The 16,037-nt window shown below is 71.2% G+C and carries 16 protein-coding genes; 8 read left to right on the forward strand and 8 right to left on the reverse strand.

Translation table 11 applies throughout. The features are described from left to right. Window positions 1-4: 4 nt before the first annotated feature. Together U870_RS0112240 and U870_RS0112245 are read left to right on the forward strand one after the other, a co-directional pair. Entirely contained in the window at window positions 5-346 is a 342-nt protein-coding gene (locus tag U870_RS0112240) for an ATP-dependent DNA ligase (protein WP_025157678.1), read from the forward strand. Between the two features lie 102 nt (window positions 347-448). Then, a complete protein-coding gene (locus U870_RS0112245) occupies window positions 449-649 on the forward strand; it encodes a hypothetical protein (protein WP_025157679.1) in 201 nt (66 codons plus the stop codon). A gap of 32 nt (window positions 650-681) precedes the next feature. On the opposite strand, the gene U870_RS0112250 is transcribed toward U870_RS0112245, so the two are convergent. Continuing rightward, on the reverse strand, window positions 682-1,593 hold the full coding sequence (locus tag U870_RS0112250; protein ID WP_025157680.1) for a sigma-70 family RNA polymerase sigma factor: 912 nt from the start codon (window positions 1,591-1,593) through the stop codon (window positions 682-684). Window positions 1,594-1,888: 295 nt separating this feature from the next. On the opposite strand from U870_RS0112250, the gene U870_RS0112255 reads away from it, so the two are divergent. Beyond that, window positions 1,889-3,307: an MFS transporter gene (locus U870_RS0112255; protein ID WP_043710037.1), complete on the forward strand. Its 1,419-nt coding sequence runs from the start codon at window positions 1,889-1,891 to the stop codon at window positions 3,305-3,307. Here U870_RS0112255 and U870_RS0112260 read toward each other — a convergent pair. Next, window positions 3,293-4,261: a DNA topoisomerase IB gene (locus tag U870_RS0112260; RefSeq protein ID WP_025157682.1), complete on the reverse strand. Its 969-nt coding sequence runs from the start codon at window positions 4,259-4,261 to the stop codon at window positions 3,293-3,295. The genes U870_RS0112255 and U870_RS0112260 overlap by 15 nt on opposite strands. Beyond that, window positions 4,258-5,136 carry a Ku protein gene (locus U870_RS0112265; RefSeq protein ID WP_025157683.1) on the reverse strand — a complete coding sequence of 293 codons (879 nt, stop codon included), beginning with the start codon at window positions 5,134-5,136 and terminating at the stop codon, window positions 4,258-4,260. The genes U870_RS0112260 and U870_RS0112265 overlap by 4 nt, the downstream gene beginning before the upstream one ends. Before the next feature lie 75 nt (window positions 5,137-5,211). On the opposite strand from U870_RS0112265, the gene U870_RS0112270 reads away from it, so the two are divergent. Genes U870_RS0112270 through U870_RS0112280 form a run of 3 tightly spaced genes read left to right on the forward strand, consistent with a single transcriptional unit; the run spans window position 5,212 to window position 9,472 of the window. Continuing rightward, window positions 5,212-7,647, forward strand: coding sequence for an ATP-dependent DNA ligase (locus U870_RS0112270; RefSeq protein ID WP_025157684.1), 2,436 nt, complete (start codon window positions 5,212-5,214; stop codon window positions 7,645-7,647). A 5-nt stretch (window positions 7,648-7,652) separates the two neighbouring features. Further along, complete coding sequence (locus U870_RS0112275) at window positions 7,653-8,126, forward strand: hypothetical protein (RefSeq protein ID WP_025157685.1); 474 nt, start codon at window positions 7,653-7,655, stop codon at window positions 8,124-8,126. Between the two features lie 44 nt (window positions 8,127-8,170). Further along, window positions 8,171-9,472 (forward strand): MFS transporter, encoded by a 1,302-nt coding sequence (locus U870_RS0112280; protein WP_205288763.1) that lies wholly within the window; start codon window positions 8,171-8,173, stop codon window positions 9,470-9,472. A 24-nt stretch (window positions 9,473-9,496) separates the two neighbouring features. Here U870_RS0112280 and U870_RS0112285 read toward each other — a convergent pair whose 3' ends face one another. Then, window positions 9,497-10,138, reverse strand: coding sequence for a putative glycolipid-binding domain-containing protein (locus U870_RS0112285; RefSeq protein ID WP_240183690.1), 642 nt, complete (start codon window positions 10,136-10,138; stop codon window positions 9,497-9,499). A 35-nt stretch (window positions 10,139-10,173) separates the two neighbouring features. Between U870_RS0112285 and U870_RS0112290 the strand changes: the two genes are divergently transcribed. Next, window positions 10,174-10,626 carry an anthrone oxygenase family protein gene (locus U870_RS0112290; protein ID WP_025157688.1) on the forward strand — a complete coding sequence of 151 codons (453 nt, stop codon included), beginning with the start codon at window positions 10,174-10,176 and terminating at the stop codon, window positions 10,624-10,626. Here the strand turns inward: U870_RS0112290 and U870_RS0112295 are convergent. Continuing rightward, window positions 10,604-11,758: a citrate synthase gene (locus tag U870_RS0112295; protein WP_115644437.1), complete on the reverse strand. Its 1,155-nt coding sequence runs from the start codon at window positions 11,756-11,758 to the stop codon at window positions 10,604-10,606. The genes U870_RS0112290 and U870_RS0112295 overlap by 23 nt on opposite strands. 9 nt (window positions 11,759-11,767) lie before the next feature. Between U870_RS0112295 and U870_RS0112300 the strand changes: the two genes are divergently transcribed. Next, a complete protein-coding gene (locus U870_RS0112300) occupies window positions 11,768-13,141 on the forward strand; it encodes a citrate synthase (RefSeq protein WP_240183691.1) in 1,374 nt (457 codons plus the stop codon). A 194-nt stretch (window positions 13,142-13,335) separates the two neighbouring features. Here the strand turns inward: U870_RS0112300 and U870_RS0112305 are convergent, their stop codons facing one another. From U870_RS0112305 to U870_RS0112315, 3 genes are read right to left on the reverse strand one after another with little or no spacing between them, the layout of a single operon-like run. Beyond that, complete coding sequence (locus U870_RS0112305; protein WP_025157691.1) at window positions 13,336-13,995, reverse strand: methionine ABC transporter permease; 660 nt, start codon at window positions 13,993-13,995, stop codon at window positions 13,336-13,338. Continuing rightward, the gene (locus U870_RS0112310; RefSeq protein ID WP_025157692.1) at window positions 13,992-15,017 is read right to left on the reverse strand and encodes a methionine ABC transporter ATP-binding protein; all 1,026 of its coding nucleotides are present in this window, start codon (window positions 15,015-15,017) and stop codon (window positions 13,992-13,994) included. The genes U870_RS0112305 and U870_RS0112310 overlap by 4 nt, the downstream gene beginning before the upstream one ends. 3 nt (window positions 15,018-15,020) lie before the next feature. Further along, window positions 15,021-15,989, reverse strand: a complete 969-nt coding sequence (locus U870_RS0112315) for a MetQ/NlpA family ABC transporter substrate-binding protein (RefSeq protein ID WP_025157693.1) — start codon at window positions 15,987-15,989, stop codon at window positions 15,021-15,023. Window positions 15,990-16,037: the final 48 nt, after the last annotated feature.

Raw genomic sequence — 16,037 nt, forward strand, 5'->3', positions numbered from 1 at the left:
TCGCATGGGCAAGCTCGTATACGCCGGGACGACGGAGATCGGCTTCGAGGACCGGGTCCTCGCACACCTGCAGATCGTGATCGGTCTGAAGCTGCGACGCAAGGAGGGGTTCTTCTTCTCCTGGCGCGACGAGCAGGCGGTGGGAGACGGCCGCAGCGCGATCTGGGTCGACCCCGCCATCCCGCTGCTCTTCCGCTACAGCGGAGGGCGTCCGCCGAAGATCAACAAGACCTGGCTCGAACAGCTGACGATCTCGTCGAACAGCGCGGCCGGCCTCCAGCTGACGGAGGAGATCGGCGCGCTCGGTGCCGACGAGGTCGACGCCGACTCGCGCCCCGGACGCTGACCGGCCCGAAGCCTTGATCGCGGACGGAGCCGCGCCTATCGTGAGGTCCGTCGCATCCAGCAACGGATACGTCGTATCCAGCCACCGAGAGGAGGCGACGCCATGACCGACGAGGATCCCACCGCGGGCCAGGACCCCGGGGCGTCCGACAGTGTGAGCAGCGCGCCGGGCGCGGCCGGGCAGCCCGCCGCGGCGCCGGCCGAGGCGGACCAGGCCACCGAGAGCAGCGGAACCGGTGAGCAGCCCGGCGACATCCCCTTCGAGCAGGCCGCCGCGGAACACGAGAACCCCGCGCTCGGCTGAGCGCGGGGTCCCCGTCCACGTGGGCGGCGCGCTCAGCGCAGGTACTCGAGCAGTTCGGGGCAGCGCAGGCGCTTGAGGCTGCGCGTCTCCAGCTGGCGGACGCGCTCCCGGGTGATCCCGTAGACCTCGCCGACCTCGTCGAGGGTCATCGGCTTGTGACCGTCCAGGCCGAAACGCATGCGGACAACCTTGGCGTCGCGCGGCGGCAGGTCGCGCAGGCGCTCCTCCAGGTCGCGGTGGCGGAAGACGACCTCCACCGCCTCCGGCGGGCCCGGGAAGTCGTCGTCCTCGATCAGGTCGCCCAGCTCCGCGCCCTCGTTCTCGCCGACCGGCACGGCCAGCGAGACCGTCTCGGAGTCGCTCATCTGCAGCTTGTGCACCTCGGCCTCGGTCAGATTGGCCGCCTCCGCCATCTCCTCCAGCGTGGGCGTGCGTCCGAGCTCGCCGCCCAGGTCGCGGCGGATGCGGTCGAGCTTGTCGATCTTCTCCACAGTGTGCACCGGGATGCGGATCATCCGCGCGGTGTCGGCGATGCCGCGCAGGATCGACTGGCGGATCCACCAGGTGGCGTAGGTGGAGAACTTGTTGCCGGTCCGGTAGTCGAACTTCTCGACCGCGCGGACGAGGCCGAGGTTGCCCTCCTGGATCAGGTCCATGACGGGCAGTCCGCGGCCGGAGTACCGCTTGGCGATGCTCACCACCAGGCGGAGGTTCGCCTCGATGAAGCGCTCGAACGCGCGCTTCCCGTCGTCGGCGAGGTAGTGCAGTTCGCGCTTCTCGCGGGGGGTCAGCCCCGCTCGGGTCGCCAGGCGCTCTCCGGCGAGGACCCCCACCTCGATGCGCTTGGCGAGCGTCACTTCCTCGTCGGCGGTCAGCAGGCGCGTCCGTCCGATCGAGTTCAGGTAATCGCGTACCGGGTCGCTGGTCACTTCGAGCACAGTCATCGTGTCATCCCATCAGCTCGTACTGTCGTGCGTCGCCTCGGTGTCTCGGCGTGCGCGGCCGGGGTTCGTCCGGTCGGCGCAGATTCAGGGTAGGCAGGCGGGTATGGCCCCCAACAAGGGGTTGACACCGCCCTCTCCGCTGCGCTAGCCGAACGGACCTCTCCCCCTCCCAGCCCGTCCTGTCAAGGGCTGACGAGGGATTCGCGCAGCTTCTACCGTGGCCATCGTGAGCACACGTACACGCGATTCCCAGCCGCCGACCCTCTCCACCATCCGCACGCTGATCCCGGCGCGGATGGACCGGTTGCCCTGGTCGCGCTTCCACTGGCTGGTCGTGCTGGGGCTCGGCACCGTGTGGATCCTCGACGGGCTGGAGGTCACGATCGTCGGCGCGATCGGCAGCCGGCTGACCGAGCCGGACAGCGGTCTCGGGCTCACCACCGCCGAGGTCGGCCTGGCCGCCGCCATCTACGTGGCCGGCGCGTGCGTCGGCTCGCTGGTCTTCGGCTACCTGACCGACCGGTTCGGACGCAAGAAGCTGTTCATCCTGACCCTCGGCCTGTACCTGGTCGCGACCGTGCTCACGGCCTTCTCGTTCGCCCCGTGGATGTTCTTCGTCTTCCGGTTCTTCACCGGCGCGGGCATCGGCGGCGAGTACGCGGCCATCAACTCGGCGATCGACGAGCTGATCCCCGCGCGGCGGCGCGGCATGGTGGACCTGGCGATCAACGGCTCGTACTGGCTCGGCACGGCGTTCGGGGCGGTGCTCACCGTCTTCCTGCTGAACGAGCAGCTGTTCGCCGCCGACATCGGCTGGCGCATCGCGTTCGGCCTGGGCGCCGTGCTCGGGCTCGTGATCCTCCTGGTGCGCCGCAACGTCCCGGAGTCGCCGCGCTGGCTCTTCATCCACGGCCGCGACGAGGAGGCCGAGAAGCTGGTCGACGGGATCGAGCACGACATCGAGAAGGAGAGCGGGGAGGCCCTTCCGACGGTGGACGACGACAAGGGCATCGAGATCAAGCAGCGCCGGTCCACCGGGTTCGGCGAGATCGTGCGCACCGCCGTCACCCGCTACCCGAAGCGGTTCGTGCTCGGGCTCTCGCTCTTCATCGGTCAGGCCTTCCTCTACAACGCGGTCTTCTTCACGTACTCGCTCGTGCTCACCAAGCTCCTGCACGTCCCGGACGATGTCGCGCCCTGGGCGCTCGTGCCGATCGCGATCGGCAACTTCCTCGGTCCGATGCTGCTCGGGCATCTCTTCGACAGCATCGGACGCCGGTTCATGATCACCCTCTCCTACGTCGGAAGCGGCATCCTGCTCGTCGGCACCGCGCTGCTTTTCGACGCCGGCGCGCTGGACGCGTTCTGGCTGACGGCGTGCTGGATGATCGTGTTCTTCCTGGCCTCGGCCGGCGCGAGCAGCGCCTACCTCACGGTCAGCGAGATCTTCCCGATGGAGACGCGCGCGATGTCGATCGCGTTCTTCTACGCCGTCGGCACCGGGCTCGGCGGCATCATCGGCCCGATCCTGTTCGGTCAGCTGATCGAGGGCGGCATCCACTCGGTGGTCATCGGCTACTACATCGGCGCCGGACTGATGATCGCCGCCGGTCTGGTCGAGCTGTTCCTCGGTGTGAACGCGGAGGGGCGGTCGCTGGAGGACATCGCCCAGCCGCTGTCGGCGCAGACGCCGGCGCAGTCAGCCCGCGAGTAGCTCCAGCAGGGCGGGCTCGGGGACCCGGCCGCCCGAGGTGTCGATGACCTCGCCCTGGCGATAGCGGTCGAAGACGCGAGGGTCGATGTAGCTGTTGCGCGCGATCGTCGGCGTGTTGCCGAGCGCTGCGGCGGCCTCGTTGACGGCAGCGGTCACGCGCTTCTTCCGGCGCGACTCCGTCCGGCTGGTCCCGAGTGCGGCGAGCGCCTCCGCGGCGACGATGGTGCCGTGCAGGGTGCGGAAGTCCTTGGCGGTGAACTCTCCGCCGGTCTGACGCCGGATGTACTCGTTGAGGGAGGCGGGCCGGAGGGTGTGCCAGGTGCCCTCCTTCCACGAGAGCAGCCGCGACCGCTGCCCCCGCAGCGCCTGGATCTGCGTCAGGAGCTCGGCGAGGTCGGCGTCGACGATCGTGCTGGTCCACTTCTGAGCCGACTTCGCCGGGAAGGTCAGGGTGATCTCGTCGCCGTCGATGCGGGCGTGCCGGCAGAGCAGGGTGGTCAACCCGCGGCTGCCGTTGGCGTGCAGGTACTCCTCGCTGCCGATCCGCACGCTCCCGAGATCGATGATGCGGAAGGCGGCCGCGAGCACCCGGTCCCGGCCGAATCCCTCCTCGCGGAGGTCCATCGTCACCTTGCGGCGCGCCGACGGCAACGTCTCCGCCAGCTGGGCGGCGCGCTCGAACTTCACCCGGTCCTGATGGAGGCGCCAGGAGTCGTGGTACCGGTACTGACGTCGGCCGGCCTGGTCGGTGCCGACGGCCTGGATGTGCCCGCGTGCGTCGGGCGAGATCCACACGTCCTCCCACGCCGGGGGAATGACGAGCGAGCGGATGCGCTCCAGCTCGCGCTCATCGACGACGGGGTTTCCCGCCTCGTCCTCGTAGACGGGGCCGTTCCTGCTCGCACGGCGGTGATAGCCGGGGCCCGACGGGTCGGAACGGCGCAGGCGCGTCACGCGGGCTTCTTGGTCTTCTTCGCGGGGGCCTTCGTGGTCGTGCCGCCGGACGACTTCTTCGCTGTCGCGGTGTCCGCGTCCTTGCCGGACCGGCTGCGTTCGACGCTGCGCTGCAGCGCCTCCATGAGGTCGATGACCTCGCCGCCGCCCTTCGCCTTCTCCGGCTCCTCACCGAAGGTCTCGGCGGTGTCCATGCTCTCGCCCTGCTCGAGCTTGGCGTCGATGAGCCGGCGCAGCTCCTCCTGGTACTCGTCGGTGAACTTCTCCGGCTCGAAGTCGCCGGCGAAACTCTCCATCAGCGCGGCCGACAGCTTCAGCTCCCGCTCGGTGATGCGCGGCGAGGAGTCGAGCGCCGGGAAGTCGGCCTCGCGGATCTCGTCGTGCCAGAGCATCGTCTGCAGCACCAGCACGTTGCCACGCACGCGCAGAGCGCCGAGGCGTGTCTTCTGGCGCAGGGCGAAGTTGACGATGGCGGTGCGGTCCTCGTCCTCCAGCGTCTTCCGCAGCAGCGCGTACGCCTTGAGGGATTTGGAGTCGGGCTCCAGGTAGTAGCTGCGGTCGAGCATCATCGGGTCGATCTGCTCGTTGGGCACGAACTCGACGACGTCGATCTCGCGGCTGCGCTCGGCCGGCAGCGACGCGAGGTCGTCGGGCGTGAGGATCACCGTCCGCTCCCCGTCGTCGTATGCCTTGGCGATGTGCTCGTAGGGGATGACCTTGCCGTCGATCTCGCAGCGGCGCTGGTACCGGATGCGGCCGCCGTCGGCGTCGTGCACCTGGTGCAGCGCGACGTCGTGGTCCTCCGTCGCGCTGTAGACCTTCACCGGCACGTTGACCAGCCCGAAGGTGATCGCGCCCGTCCATATGGCCCTCATGGCCTCTATCGTGTCCGCGAGTCGCCCCGATATCAACCAGTGATCGAAGGATGGGCGACGGCGTACGGTGGGCGCATGGCAGCGGACGACACCGAGACCGTCTCGATCGACGGTCACCGGCTGAAGCTCACGAACCTCGACAAGGTGATGTATCCGGAGACCGGGACGACCAAGGCGGACGTGATCGGCTACTACCATGCGATCGCCGAGGCGATGGTCCCGCACACCCGCGACCGCATCGCCACCCGCAAACGCTGGGTGCACGGCGTCGGCACGGCGGAGCATCCCGGCGAGGTGTTCTTCCAGAAGAACCTGGATCCCGCCTCCACCCCGAGCTGGATCGCGCAGCGCACCATCACGCACAAGACCAGCGAGAACACGTATCCGCTGGTGAACGACCGGGCCACACTGGTCTGGCTCGCGCAGATCGCCGCCCTCGAGATCCACGTGCCGCAGTGGCGCGTCGGTCGCGGCGACGCCCGGCGCAACCCGGACCGGATGGTGCTCGACCTCGACCCCGGCGACGGCGTCACCCTGCACGATTGCGCGGAGGTCGCCCGGCTGGCACGGGACATCCTGAACGGGATGGGGTTGGAGCCGCTGCCGGTGACCAGCGGCTCGAAGGGCATCCACCTCTACACCCCGCTGGACGGGTCGCAGACGAGCGATCAGATCTCCGCGGTGGCGCACGAGCTGGCGCGCGCGCTGGAGGCCGACCACCCCGACCTCGTCGTCAGCGACATGAAGAAGGCGCTGCGGGCGGGCAAGGTGCTCGTGGACTGGAGCCAGAACAACGGCGCCAAGACCACGATCGCCCCCTACTCGCTGCGCGGACGCCTGCGTCCGACGGTCGCGGCACCGCGCACCTGGCGCGAACTCGCCGCGAAGGAGCTGCGCCAGCTGGAGTACGAGGAGGTGCTCGCACGCGTGCGGAAGCACGGCGACCCGCTCGCGGCCCTGTCCACCGGCGGCACGGCCGCGGCCGGGCACGCCGACGCCGAGCAGCTCGCCGAGACCGCCGGGGACCGGCTCACCACCTACCGCGCGAAGCGCGATGCCGCCAAGACCCCCGAGCCGGTCCCGCAGGTGAGCCCGGACGCGGTCGACGGTCGCTCGTTCGTCATCCAGGAGCACCACGCGCGGCGACTGCACTGGGACTTCCGGCTCCAGCACGACGGGGTGCTGGTCAGCTGGGCGCTGCCGAAAGGGCCGCCGGTCGATCCGAAGCAGAACCACCTGGCGGTCCACGTCGAGGACCACCCGCTCGAGTACGGCACATTCGAGGGCGACATCCCGCACGGCGAGTACGGCGCCGGGCACGTCGACATCTGGGACCACGGCGAGTACGAGCTCGAGAAGTGGCGCGACGACGAGGTGATCGTGACACTGCACGGGCAGTCCGACGGCGGCCTCGGCGGCGCACCGCGCCGGTTCGCGCTCATCCGCACCGGGGGTCGCGACGGAGACGAGAAGAACTGGCTCATCCACCTGATGAAGGAGGAGCCGGCGGCGGGCGCGAAGGAGAGTGCAGGCCCCGTCACCGAACCCCCGCTCTCCCCCATGCTCGCCACCCTCGGCTCGGAGAAGGACATCGACGACGAGGACGACTGGGCCTTCGAGATGAAATGGGACGGCATCCGCGCCGTCGCCGTCGTGCGCGGCGACCGGCTGCGGCTCACCACCCGCAACGGCAACGACGTCACCGCGACCTACCCGGACCTCGCAGGACTCGTCGGGCTCGCGGACGGACACGACCTGGTCGTCGACGGCGAGATCGTCACCCTCACCCCGCGCGGGCGACCCGACTTCGGGCTCCTGCAGTCCCGGATGGGCCTGACCAGGACCGCCGAGGTGGCCGCGGCCGCGGCGCGCACCCCCGCCCACTACTTCGTGTTCGACCTGCTCGAGCGGGACGGCCGCGGCCTCCGCCGCGCGCCCTACGACGAACGGCGTTCCGCGCTGCAGGACGCGCTGCACCCCGCCGGCGACGACGCGGTGCAGGTCCCCCCGGCGTTCGCGGGCGACCTCGGCCACGCCGTCTCGTCGTCGCGCGAGCTCGGGCTGGAGGGGGTGATGGCGAAGCGCCGCGACAGCACGTACACGACCGGCCGGCGCTCCCGCTCGTGGATCAAGATCAAGCACCACCTGGCCCAGGAGGTGGTGATCGGCGGCTGGACCCCCGGCACCGGTCGCCGCACGGGAACGCTCGGCGCCCTGCTGCTCGGCATCCCCGACGGCCGGGCGCTGCGTTACGTCGGCAAGGTCGGCACCGGGTTCTCGGACGCCGACCTCGACCGGCTCTCCGCCCTGCTGGCCGCGCACCCGCGGAAGACCAGCCCGCTGGAGGGGGTGCCCTCTGTCGATGCCCGCGGGGCGAACTGGGTGCGCCCCGAGCACGTCGGCGAGGTCGAGTTCGCCGAGTGGACCGGGACCGGCCGTCTCCGGCAGCCGTCGTGGCGCGGGCTCCGGCCCGACAAGTTGCCGGAGGAGGTCGTGCGGGAGGTAGGGTAGTCGTCGTGAGCACGAACGTTACTGCCCCCACTGCGACGGACACCGAGGCCGCCACCGGCGCCGCGCCCCACACCGAGGTCGTCACCGCCGACGACGAGCACGGCGCGCTCGTCCGCAGCCTCAGCGCCACCCTCCCCGGCGCGCTCGGCTCGGTCATCGCGACCGTCATCGTCCTGGCGACCATCGTCTTCGGCATCTGGAGCCTCATCGCGACCTGGAGCGGCAACCCGGGCGCGGGTCTCCCGCTCTTCCAGGTCTTCGTCGCCGGCACGGTCGTCGCGAGCAACGCGATCCTCGCCCGCAAGACCTTCAGCTACGTGATCACCCTCATCGGCGCCGTGCTCTGGCTCTGGGTCTCCGTCACGCCGTTCGAGCCGTTCTGGCAGACCGTGCTGCAGGCGGTGACCTTCACCATCATGGCCGCCGGCGTCGTCTTCTCGACCGCCGCCGTCGCGCTCAGCAAGAAGCCCCGCTTCTGAGTCCGGAGGACGCTCCGGCCACCAAGGAGCCCGACGATACGACGCTGGCCCGCCGGCGCCACTTCGTCGACCTCAGCCCGCTGAAGGAGTCCCCCGCGTTCGCGCGGCTCTGGCTCGGCGGCGCCGTCTCCGGCATCGGCGGCCAGATGACCATCGTGGCCGTCGGCCTCCACATCTACGACCTCACCGGCTCGACGCTCGCGGTGGCGCTCGTCGCCCTGTTCGCGCTCGGGCCGATGATCGTGTTCGGCCTCTACGGCGGCGTCCTCGCCGACGCGTTCGACCGTCGCCTCGTCGCGCTGGTCACCGCCATCGTCGCGTGGGCGTCGACCGCGGGCATCGCGGTGTTCGCCTGGCTCGACATCCAGGTGGTCTGGCCGCTGTACGCGCTGACGACGATCAACGCGGTCGCCTCGGTGATGATCGGCGGCACCCGCCAGGCCATCACACCGCGGCTGCTGCCCACCCGGCTGCTGCCGGCGGCGAGCGCCCTCGGCGGCATCAGCATGGGCGTCATGGTGACGGTCGGGCCCGCCCTCGCCGGCGTGCTGGTCGCGACCGTCGGCATCCCGTGGACCTACACGGTCGACGTGCTGCTGTTCACCGCCGCGTTCCTCGGCATCTTCACCCTGCCGGCGATCGTGCCGGAGGGCGAGAAGCAGAGCGCCGGCTTCGCCTCGGTCCTGCAGGGCCTGCGCTTCGTCCGCTCAGCTCCCAATCTCAGCATGACGTTCGTCCTGGACGTGATCGCGATGACCTTCGGCCAGCCGCGCGCCCTGTTCCCGGCCGTGGGCGCCCTGCTCATCGGCGGCGGCCCGGTCACGGTCGGCATCCTCACGGCGGCGGGAGCGGTCGGGACGCTGGTCTCCAGCGTGTTCTCCGGCCGCCTCGGCCACGTCCGCTGGCAGGGGCGCGCGGTCGAGCGCGCCATCCTGGTCTACGGCGCGAGCATCCTCGGCTTCGGGATCGTGCTGGCCGTCGTCGCGATCGGCGGCTGGAACGGGGGCGGCGCCTCCATCGCCCAGGCCAACCTCCCGGCGCTCGTTCTCGCGACGCTGATGCTGGCGGCCTCCGGCGCGGCCGACAACATCAGCTCCATCTTCCGGATGACGATCCTGCAGGCCTCGGCGCCGGACACGATGCGCGGCCGGCTCCAGGGCGTGTTCACGGTCGTCGTGACCGGAGGCCCGCGTCTCGGCGACCTCTACATCGGCCTGCTCGCCCTCACCGGTGCGCTGTGGTTCCCGCCGCTGCTCGGCGGGCTCGTCATCATCGTGCTGGTGGCGACGGTGGTGCGGGTGCAGGGCGCGTTCCGGCGCTACGACGCCCTCGAACCGACGCCGTAGCGATCGCGCGGCGCCTGCCGACGCTCAGCGGGTCCGGATGCGCCGGGCCAGTCGCGGGTAGTCGATCACCAGGCCGTCCTCGTCGACACCCAGATCCGCGACGAAGCCGCGGTCGGCGCTGCGGTAGCGCACCACGCCGCGCCCGGTCGCGGGGTCGAACGGCGCGACGGTGCCGTACACCTGTCGGCTCGCCCGCACCTGCAGGCTCGGCAGGTCCACCCAGGCCATCGTGAGCTCCGTCTCCTCGGCGCCGCGCAGGGCGCCGAGCCGCAGGACGGGCATCGTGTTGGTCAGCGGGCAGAGCGCGAGATCGCAATCCAGCGCGCCCTCGACGTCACCGGCCGCGGCGAGACCCGGCTCGGGCATCGGCTCGCCGTGGACGTCGGAGACGCCGTTCGCCCAGCTCTCGCTCGTCCACCGTCCCCCGTCGTCCCGCGTCAGAACGAGCCAGCGGGTGAATCCGCGCCCCGCCACCGAGACGTCGAGACGACGGGTGACCCACTCCGGCCCCGTCTCGAGCGACCAGCTCGTCACGTAATCCGTCGTGCGCGACACGCCCAGGGCGTCCAGCCGGTCGGCCGCCATGGTCACTGTCACCGCCTCCAACCGCTCCGGGTCCTCATCGCCGACCCACTCCACGTGCCGTACCGCTCCACGCACCGTCATCGCCTCCCGCCCCTCCCGCACGATACGCTCACCGCATGGACGCAGCGACCTCGATCGTGACCGGACTGGCCGCCCTCGCCACCGCGGTGACGGGCGGGGTCTACGTCGGCTTCAGCGCGATGGTGATGCCCGCGCTCGACGACGCTCCCCCGGCGCACGCCTCCGCCGTCATGAACGCCGTCAATGTGCGGGCACCGCGCTCGTCGTTCCTCCTGGCCTTCCTCGCGTCGCCGGTGCTCGCGGTCGTCGCGGTCGTTCTGACGATCGGGAGGCTGCCCGGGGCGGACGCACTGCTCGTGCTGGCCGGCGCGGTGCTGGCGGTGGCGGCCTTCCTGATCACCGGCGCGGTGAACGTCCCACTGAACAACCGCCTCGCCCGTGACGCGGACTACGCGGCGTTCGCGCAGCGCTGGCGGCGGGCCAACGGGCTGCGCGGCGCGCTCTCGCTGATCGGCGGTGCCGCGCTCATCGGAGCGCTGGCGATCTGACCGGCTCCGGCCCCACGTAGCGGGCCGACGGCCGCAGGATCTTGCCGTCTGCGGCCTGTTCGAGCACGTGAGCGGTCCAGCCGACGACACGTGCGGCGGCGAAGGTCGGCGTGAACATCGCGCGCGGGATGCCGCAGAGCTCCATCACGACGCCGGCGTAGAACTCGACGTTGGTGTGCAGCTCGCGTCCGGGCTTGAGCTCGGCGAGCAGCTGCTGCACCCGCTCCTCGACGCGCACGGCGAAGTCGACACGCGGCCCGCCGAAGCCCAGCGCGACCTCCCGCAGCATCCGCGAGCGCGGGTCCTCCGTGCGGTAGACCGGGTGGCCGAAGCCCATCACGCGGTCGCCGGAGAGCACGGCCCGCGTGACCCACTCGTCGATGCGGTCGGGCGTGCCGATCGCATCCAGCGTGTCCAGGGCGCGGCTCGGGGCACCGCCGTGCAGCGGTCCGGACAGCGCGCCGAGGGCGCCCACCACTGCCGCGGCGAGGTCGGCTCCGGTGGAGGCGATGACCCGGGCGGTGAAGGTGGAGGCGTTGAACCCGTGGTCGATGGCCGCCGTCATGTAGGCGCTGATGGCGTGCTCGCTCCGCGGATCCGGCTCCTCGCCGGTGACCAGCCGGAGGTAGTCGGCCACCTGTCCGAGGTCGTCGCGCGGCTCGAGCGGCCGGCGCCCCTGGCCGAGGGCGTGCAGGTGCGCCAGGAGGACCGGGGTCACCGCCGCGATGCGCACCGCGTCCCGGAGCCGTGCCGGACCGTCCTCGTCGTAGACCGGCCGGATCCCGTCGACCGCGGCGACGGCGTCGAGCGCCATCCGCAGGCCGGCCAGGGGATCGGCCGTCGTCATCCGGGCGATGGCGGGCAGCAGCCCGGTGACCTCGGAGGGGACCCGTCGCGCCCGGGCGGTCTGCGCGCGGAACGCCGCGAGGGCGTCCGCTCCGGGCAGCTCTCCGTGCAGCAGCAGGTACCACACCTCCTCGAACGTCCGATCCCGTGCCAGGTCGATCGCCGGGTACTGCCGGTAGTGGTAGAAGCCCTCCTGGCCGCGCACGTCGCCGAGGGCGGTGGTGGCGGCGACCACGTTGGTGAGTCCGCGCGGGACGTCGATCAGGGTGTCGTTCATCCGGTCCATGACGGTAGTGTGAACGTGGATTTCTACTACGTCAACGTTGATCGGATCAACATGGATGCCCTCCCGCGCCTCACCGCCGAGCAGACCGCCGAACGCCTCGGGGTCAAACTGGAGACCCTCTACGCCTACGTCGCCCGCGGGAAGCTCACGCGCGACCGCACGACCGACGGCTCGTCGTTCGACCCGCTGGAGGTGGAGCGGTTCGCGACGGCACGGCGGCGGCGCGCCGCGGCCGGCGGCCCGGCGAGCGGACGATCCGATGGTCGCCCGCTCATGGTCATCGACACCGGATTCGCGCTCATCGAGGACGGGGACCTGCTCTACCGCGGGCGCCGGGCCGTCGACCTCGCGGCCGAGCCGTTCGAGACCGTCGCCCGCTGGGCGCTCACGGGCGGCTGGGATCCGGCCGCGCGGTTCGCCGCTCCCGGCGCCGGGATGGCCGCCGCACGCGACGCCGCCGCCGCACTGCCCGCCGCGGCCGGGGACCGCGATCGGCAGCTGATCGCCGTGACCGCGCTCGCGGCCGCCGACCCGCTGCGGACCTCCCTCGACCCGGCGACGGTGGCGGGCGCCGCCGAGGCGATGGCGGCGGGGATGGTCGACGTGCTCCCGGTCGCCGGGAACGCCACCGCCGAGCGCGCCGACGACACGCTCGCCCTGCGGCTGCACCGGCGGCTCCGTGCGCATGCCGGTGCCAGCGCCAGCGACGGCGCCGGAAGCGGCGGCGCCGGCAGCGACGGCGCCGGCAGCGACGGCGCCGCGGCCGCCGGGACGGCCACCGCCGCGGCGGAGGGGACCGACACGGCCGTGGCCGTCCTGAACGCGGCGCTGGTCCTGCTGATCGACCACGACCTCGCCGTCTCCACCCTTGCCGCCCGGGCCGCCGCGTCCGCGCGGGCGACCCCGTACGGGGTGGTGATCGCCGGGATGGGCGCGCTCGACTCCCCGTTGCACGGCAATGCCAGCCGGGCGGCGCACCGGATGCTCGCCCGGGTCGTCGCCGGGGCGGATCCCGCGCGGGTCGTCGCGGACGCCGTGGTCGGGGCCGGCGGTCCCGTCCCCGGGTTCGGCCAGCCGCTGTACCCGGACGGCGATCCGCGGGCCCGCGCGTTGCTCGGGTTGCTCGCCGCAGAGCCGGGAGCGGCCCCCGTCCTCGCGGCGGTCGACGCGACCGCCGCCCTGCTGCGGGACCGCGCCGGAGCGCACCCCAACGTGGATCTCGCGCTCGCGGCGCTCACGCTCGCGCACGGGATGCGCGACGATGCAGGAGAGGTGGTGTTCGCCACCGCACGCACGATCGGCTTCGTCCTCCATGCCCTCGCCGAGTACCGGGAGCCGCCCCTCCGGCTGCGCCCCGTCGGCCGGTACACCGGCCCGCTCTGACGCCGACCGCGCGAGCGCTGCGTCCCGGGACGACCGCGGCTGCGCGCGCAGCCGCGGTCGTCCCGAAACAGCGCGGTCGTCCCGAAACAGCGCGGTCGTCCCGAAACAGCGCGGTCGTCCCGAACCAGCGCGGTCGTCCCGAACCAGCGCGGTCGTCCCGAACCAGCGCGGTCGTCCCGGGAGCGGCGCGGGCGCTAGCGGCGGAGGGCCTTGCGCGCGAGCCGGTTGCCCAGGAACTGGGCCGCCTGCACGAGGATCACGATGGTGATCACCGCGATCCAGGTCACCGTCCAGTCGTAGCGGTGATAGCCGTACGCGATCGCGAAGTCGCCGAGACCGCCGCCGCCGATGCTGCCGGCGATCGCCGACAGATCGACGATCGCGACGAAGATGAACGTGTAGCCCAGGATGAGCGGCCCGAGCGCCTCGGGGATGAGCAGCGTCGCGATGATGCGCAGCGGGTGCGAGCCCATCGCGCGTGCCGCCTCGATCACGCCCGGTTCGATCGTCACGAGGTTCTGCTCCACGATCCGGGAGATGCCGAACGTCGCCGCGATCGTCATGGGGAAGATCGCGGCCGGAGTGCCGAGGAACGTCCCGAGCACGGCCTGGGTGAGCGGGGCGATCGCGGTCATGAAGATGATGAACGGGATCGGTCGGATGAAGTTCACCAGGATGTTCAGCACCGTGTAGACGACCCGGTTCTGCAGGAGGCCGCCGGAGCGGGTCGTGTAGAGCAGCACGCCGACCACGAGCCCGAGGATGCCGCCCAGCACCAGGGTGACGACGACCATCCAGAGCGTCTGCCCGATCGACTCCAGGTAGACGGGCCAGAGACTGGACCAGTCGGTCATGCGGGCACCTCCTCGACCTCGGTGACCGTGCGGAGCTCGGCGATCAGCGCGTCCACGTTCGCGGGCTCGCCGAGGAGTTCCAGCGTCAGGCTGCCGAACGAGCGACCCTGGAGCGCGGAGATGCCGCCGTAGACGATCTCGAATCGCACGTCGTGCCGGCCGACCGCGTCGGAGAGCACGGAGCCCAGCCGGCCGTCGTCGCCGACGCGCGCCGAGACGATGCGGCCGCTGTGCGCGCCGCGCAGGCGGTCGAGGTCGGAGGCGTCGGGCTGGTTGCGCAGGACCGTCCCGACGAAGCGTTGCGCGGTCGGGGTCTGCGGGGCGGAGAACACGTCGAACACGGTCCCCTGCTCGATCACCCGGCCGGAGTCGAGCACGGCCACCCGATCGGCGATCGACCGGACGACCTCCATCTCGTGCGTGATGACCACGATCGTCACGCCGAGCTCGGCGTTGACCCGCTTCAGCAGGGCGAGCACATCGGCCGTCGTCTCGGGGTCCAGTGCACTGGTGGCCTCGTCGGCGAGCAGGATGTAGGGGTTGGTCGCCAGAGCGCGGGCGATGCCGACGCGCTGCTTCTGCCCGCCGGAGAGCTGATCGGGGTAGGACCAGGCCTTGTCCGTCAGCCCGACGAAGGCGAGCAGTTCGGCGACGCGCTCCTTGCGCCTGTCGGCGGGCCAGCCGGCCACCTTGAGCGGGTAGGCGATGTTGCCGAACACCGTGCGGGAGCGGAACAGGTTGAACTGCTGGAAGATCATCCCGATCCCCGCGCGCACCCGCCGCAGGTCGCGCTCCTTCAGCGCGGTGAGCTCACGGCCGTCCACGACGATCGACCCGCTCGTGGCGTGCTCGAGGGCGTTGATCAGCCGCAGGAGCGTGCTCTTGCCTGCGCCGGAGTAGCCGATGATGCCGAAGATCTCACCGCGCTGGATCGCGAGGTCGACGCCCTCGACGGCGGCGACCGTGGCGTCACCCGAGCGGAAGCTCTTGGTGACGCCACGGAACTCGATGATGGAGCTCACCCGTTACTTCGCCGCCTCGATGTTCTTCTTGAGCGTGTCGAGGACCGCGATCAGATCGGCCTGCGGCTTGTCGACGATCACGGCCGTGTTCTTCGACTCGGCGAGGACCGACTCGGTGACCTCCTTCGAGTGGTAGAGCTCGGCGACCTTGAGGTAGGTCGCGTTGTCCTTGTCCTTCTCGCGGGAGACGAAGGCGTTGATGTACGGCTCGGCGGTCTCGGACTTCGGGTCGTCCTGGAAGATGGCGGACTTCGGGTCGATGCCGGCGGTCAGCGCGAAGTTATTGTTGACGATCGCGGCGTCGGCGGAGTTGAGGGCCGGCGCGGTCTGGGCGGCGTCGACCGGGATGACCGTGACCTTCGAGGCCGCGGCGTCGATGTCGGCCGGGGTGGCCAGCGTGTTGCCGCCGTCCTTCAGCTTCAGCAGGCCGGCCTTCTGCAGCACGAGGAGCGCGCGGGCCTGGTTGGTCGCGTCGTTCGGGATGGCGATCTGTGCGCCCTGCGGGATCGCGTCGACCGCGTCGTACTTCTTCGAGTAGAGCGGCAGCGGCACGACCAGGGTGGAGGCGATCGGGACCAGATCCTGCTTCGCCTGCACGTCGTAGTTCGCGAGGAACTGCAGGTGCTGGAACAGGTTGAGGTCGATCTGCCCGTCGGCGAGCGCCGGGTTGGCCTGCGTGTAGTCACTGAAGCCGACGACGTCGATGGTGATGCCCTCGGCGGCGGCCTTCTTCTTCAGGATGGCCCAGTAGGGCGCGGCCTGCTCGGTGGTGCCGATCTTCACCGTCACGTTCTTCGACCCGGCGGCCTGCGACGAGCCGGGGGCCGCGAGGTTGACGGCGATGAGCACGCCGGCCACGACGACCGCCACGACGGCGACGCCGATTCCGACGATCCAGCCGGTCTTCGACTTCTTCGGCTTCTCGGGCAGGGCCGGGGTCGGGGAAGCGCTGGGAGGGGTGGCGTCGGGCATGGCTGTGCCTCTCTCTTGTGAAGGGGGGGGGGGGGAATGTGATACCGG

Origin of the sequence: Leifsonia aquatica H1aii (assembly GCF_000633535.1) — a bacterium.
GTDB lineage: Bacteria > Actinomycetota > Actinomycetes > Actinomycetales > Microbacteriaceae > Leifsonia > Leifsonia aquatica_A.

Coding starts and splice junctions, on each gene's coding strand:
- U870_RS0112285 (WP_240183690.1), bottom strand. CDS start 10,138: ATGACGGTGCGTGGAGCGGTACGGCACGTGGAGTGGGTCGGCGATGAG.
- U870_RS0112255 (WP_043710037.1), top strand. CDS start 1,889: ATGGACCGGTTGCCCTGGTCGCGCTTCCACTGGCTGGTCGTGCTGGGG.
- U870_RS0112245 (WP_025157679.1), top strand. CDS start 449: ATGACCGACGAGGATCCCACCGCGGGCCAGGACCCCGGGGCGTCCGAC.
- U870_RS0112270 (WP_025157684.1), top strand. CDS start 5,212: ATGGCAGCGGACGACACCGAGACCGTCTCGATCGACGGTCACCGGCTG.
- U870_RS0112290 (WP_025157688.1), top strand. CDS start 10,174: ATGGACGCAGCGACCTCGATCGTGACCGGACTGGCCGCCCTCGCCACC.
- U870_RS0112305 (WP_025157691.1), bottom strand. CDS start 13,995: ATGACCGACTGGTCCAGTCTCTGGCCCGTCTACCTGGAGTCGATCGGG.
- U870_RS0112240 (WP_025157678.1), top strand. CDS start 5: ATGGGCAAGCTCGTATACGCCGGGACGACGGAGATCGGCTTCGAGGAC.
- U870_RS0112295 (WP_115644437.1), bottom strand. CDS start 11,758: ATGGACCGGATGAACGACACCCTGATCGACGTCCCGCGCGGACTCACC.
- U870_RS0112250 (WP_025157680.1), bottom strand. CDS start 1,593: ATGACTGTGCTCGAAGTGACCAGCGACCCGGTACGCGATTACCTGAAC.
- U870_RS0112315 (WP_025157693.1), bottom strand. CDS start 15,989: ATGCCCGACGCCACCCCTCCCAGCGCTTCCCCGACCCCGGCCCTGCCC.
- U870_RS0112265 (WP_025157683.1), bottom strand. CDS start 5,136: ATGAGGGCCATATGGACGGGCGCGATCACCTTCGGGCTGGTCAACGTG.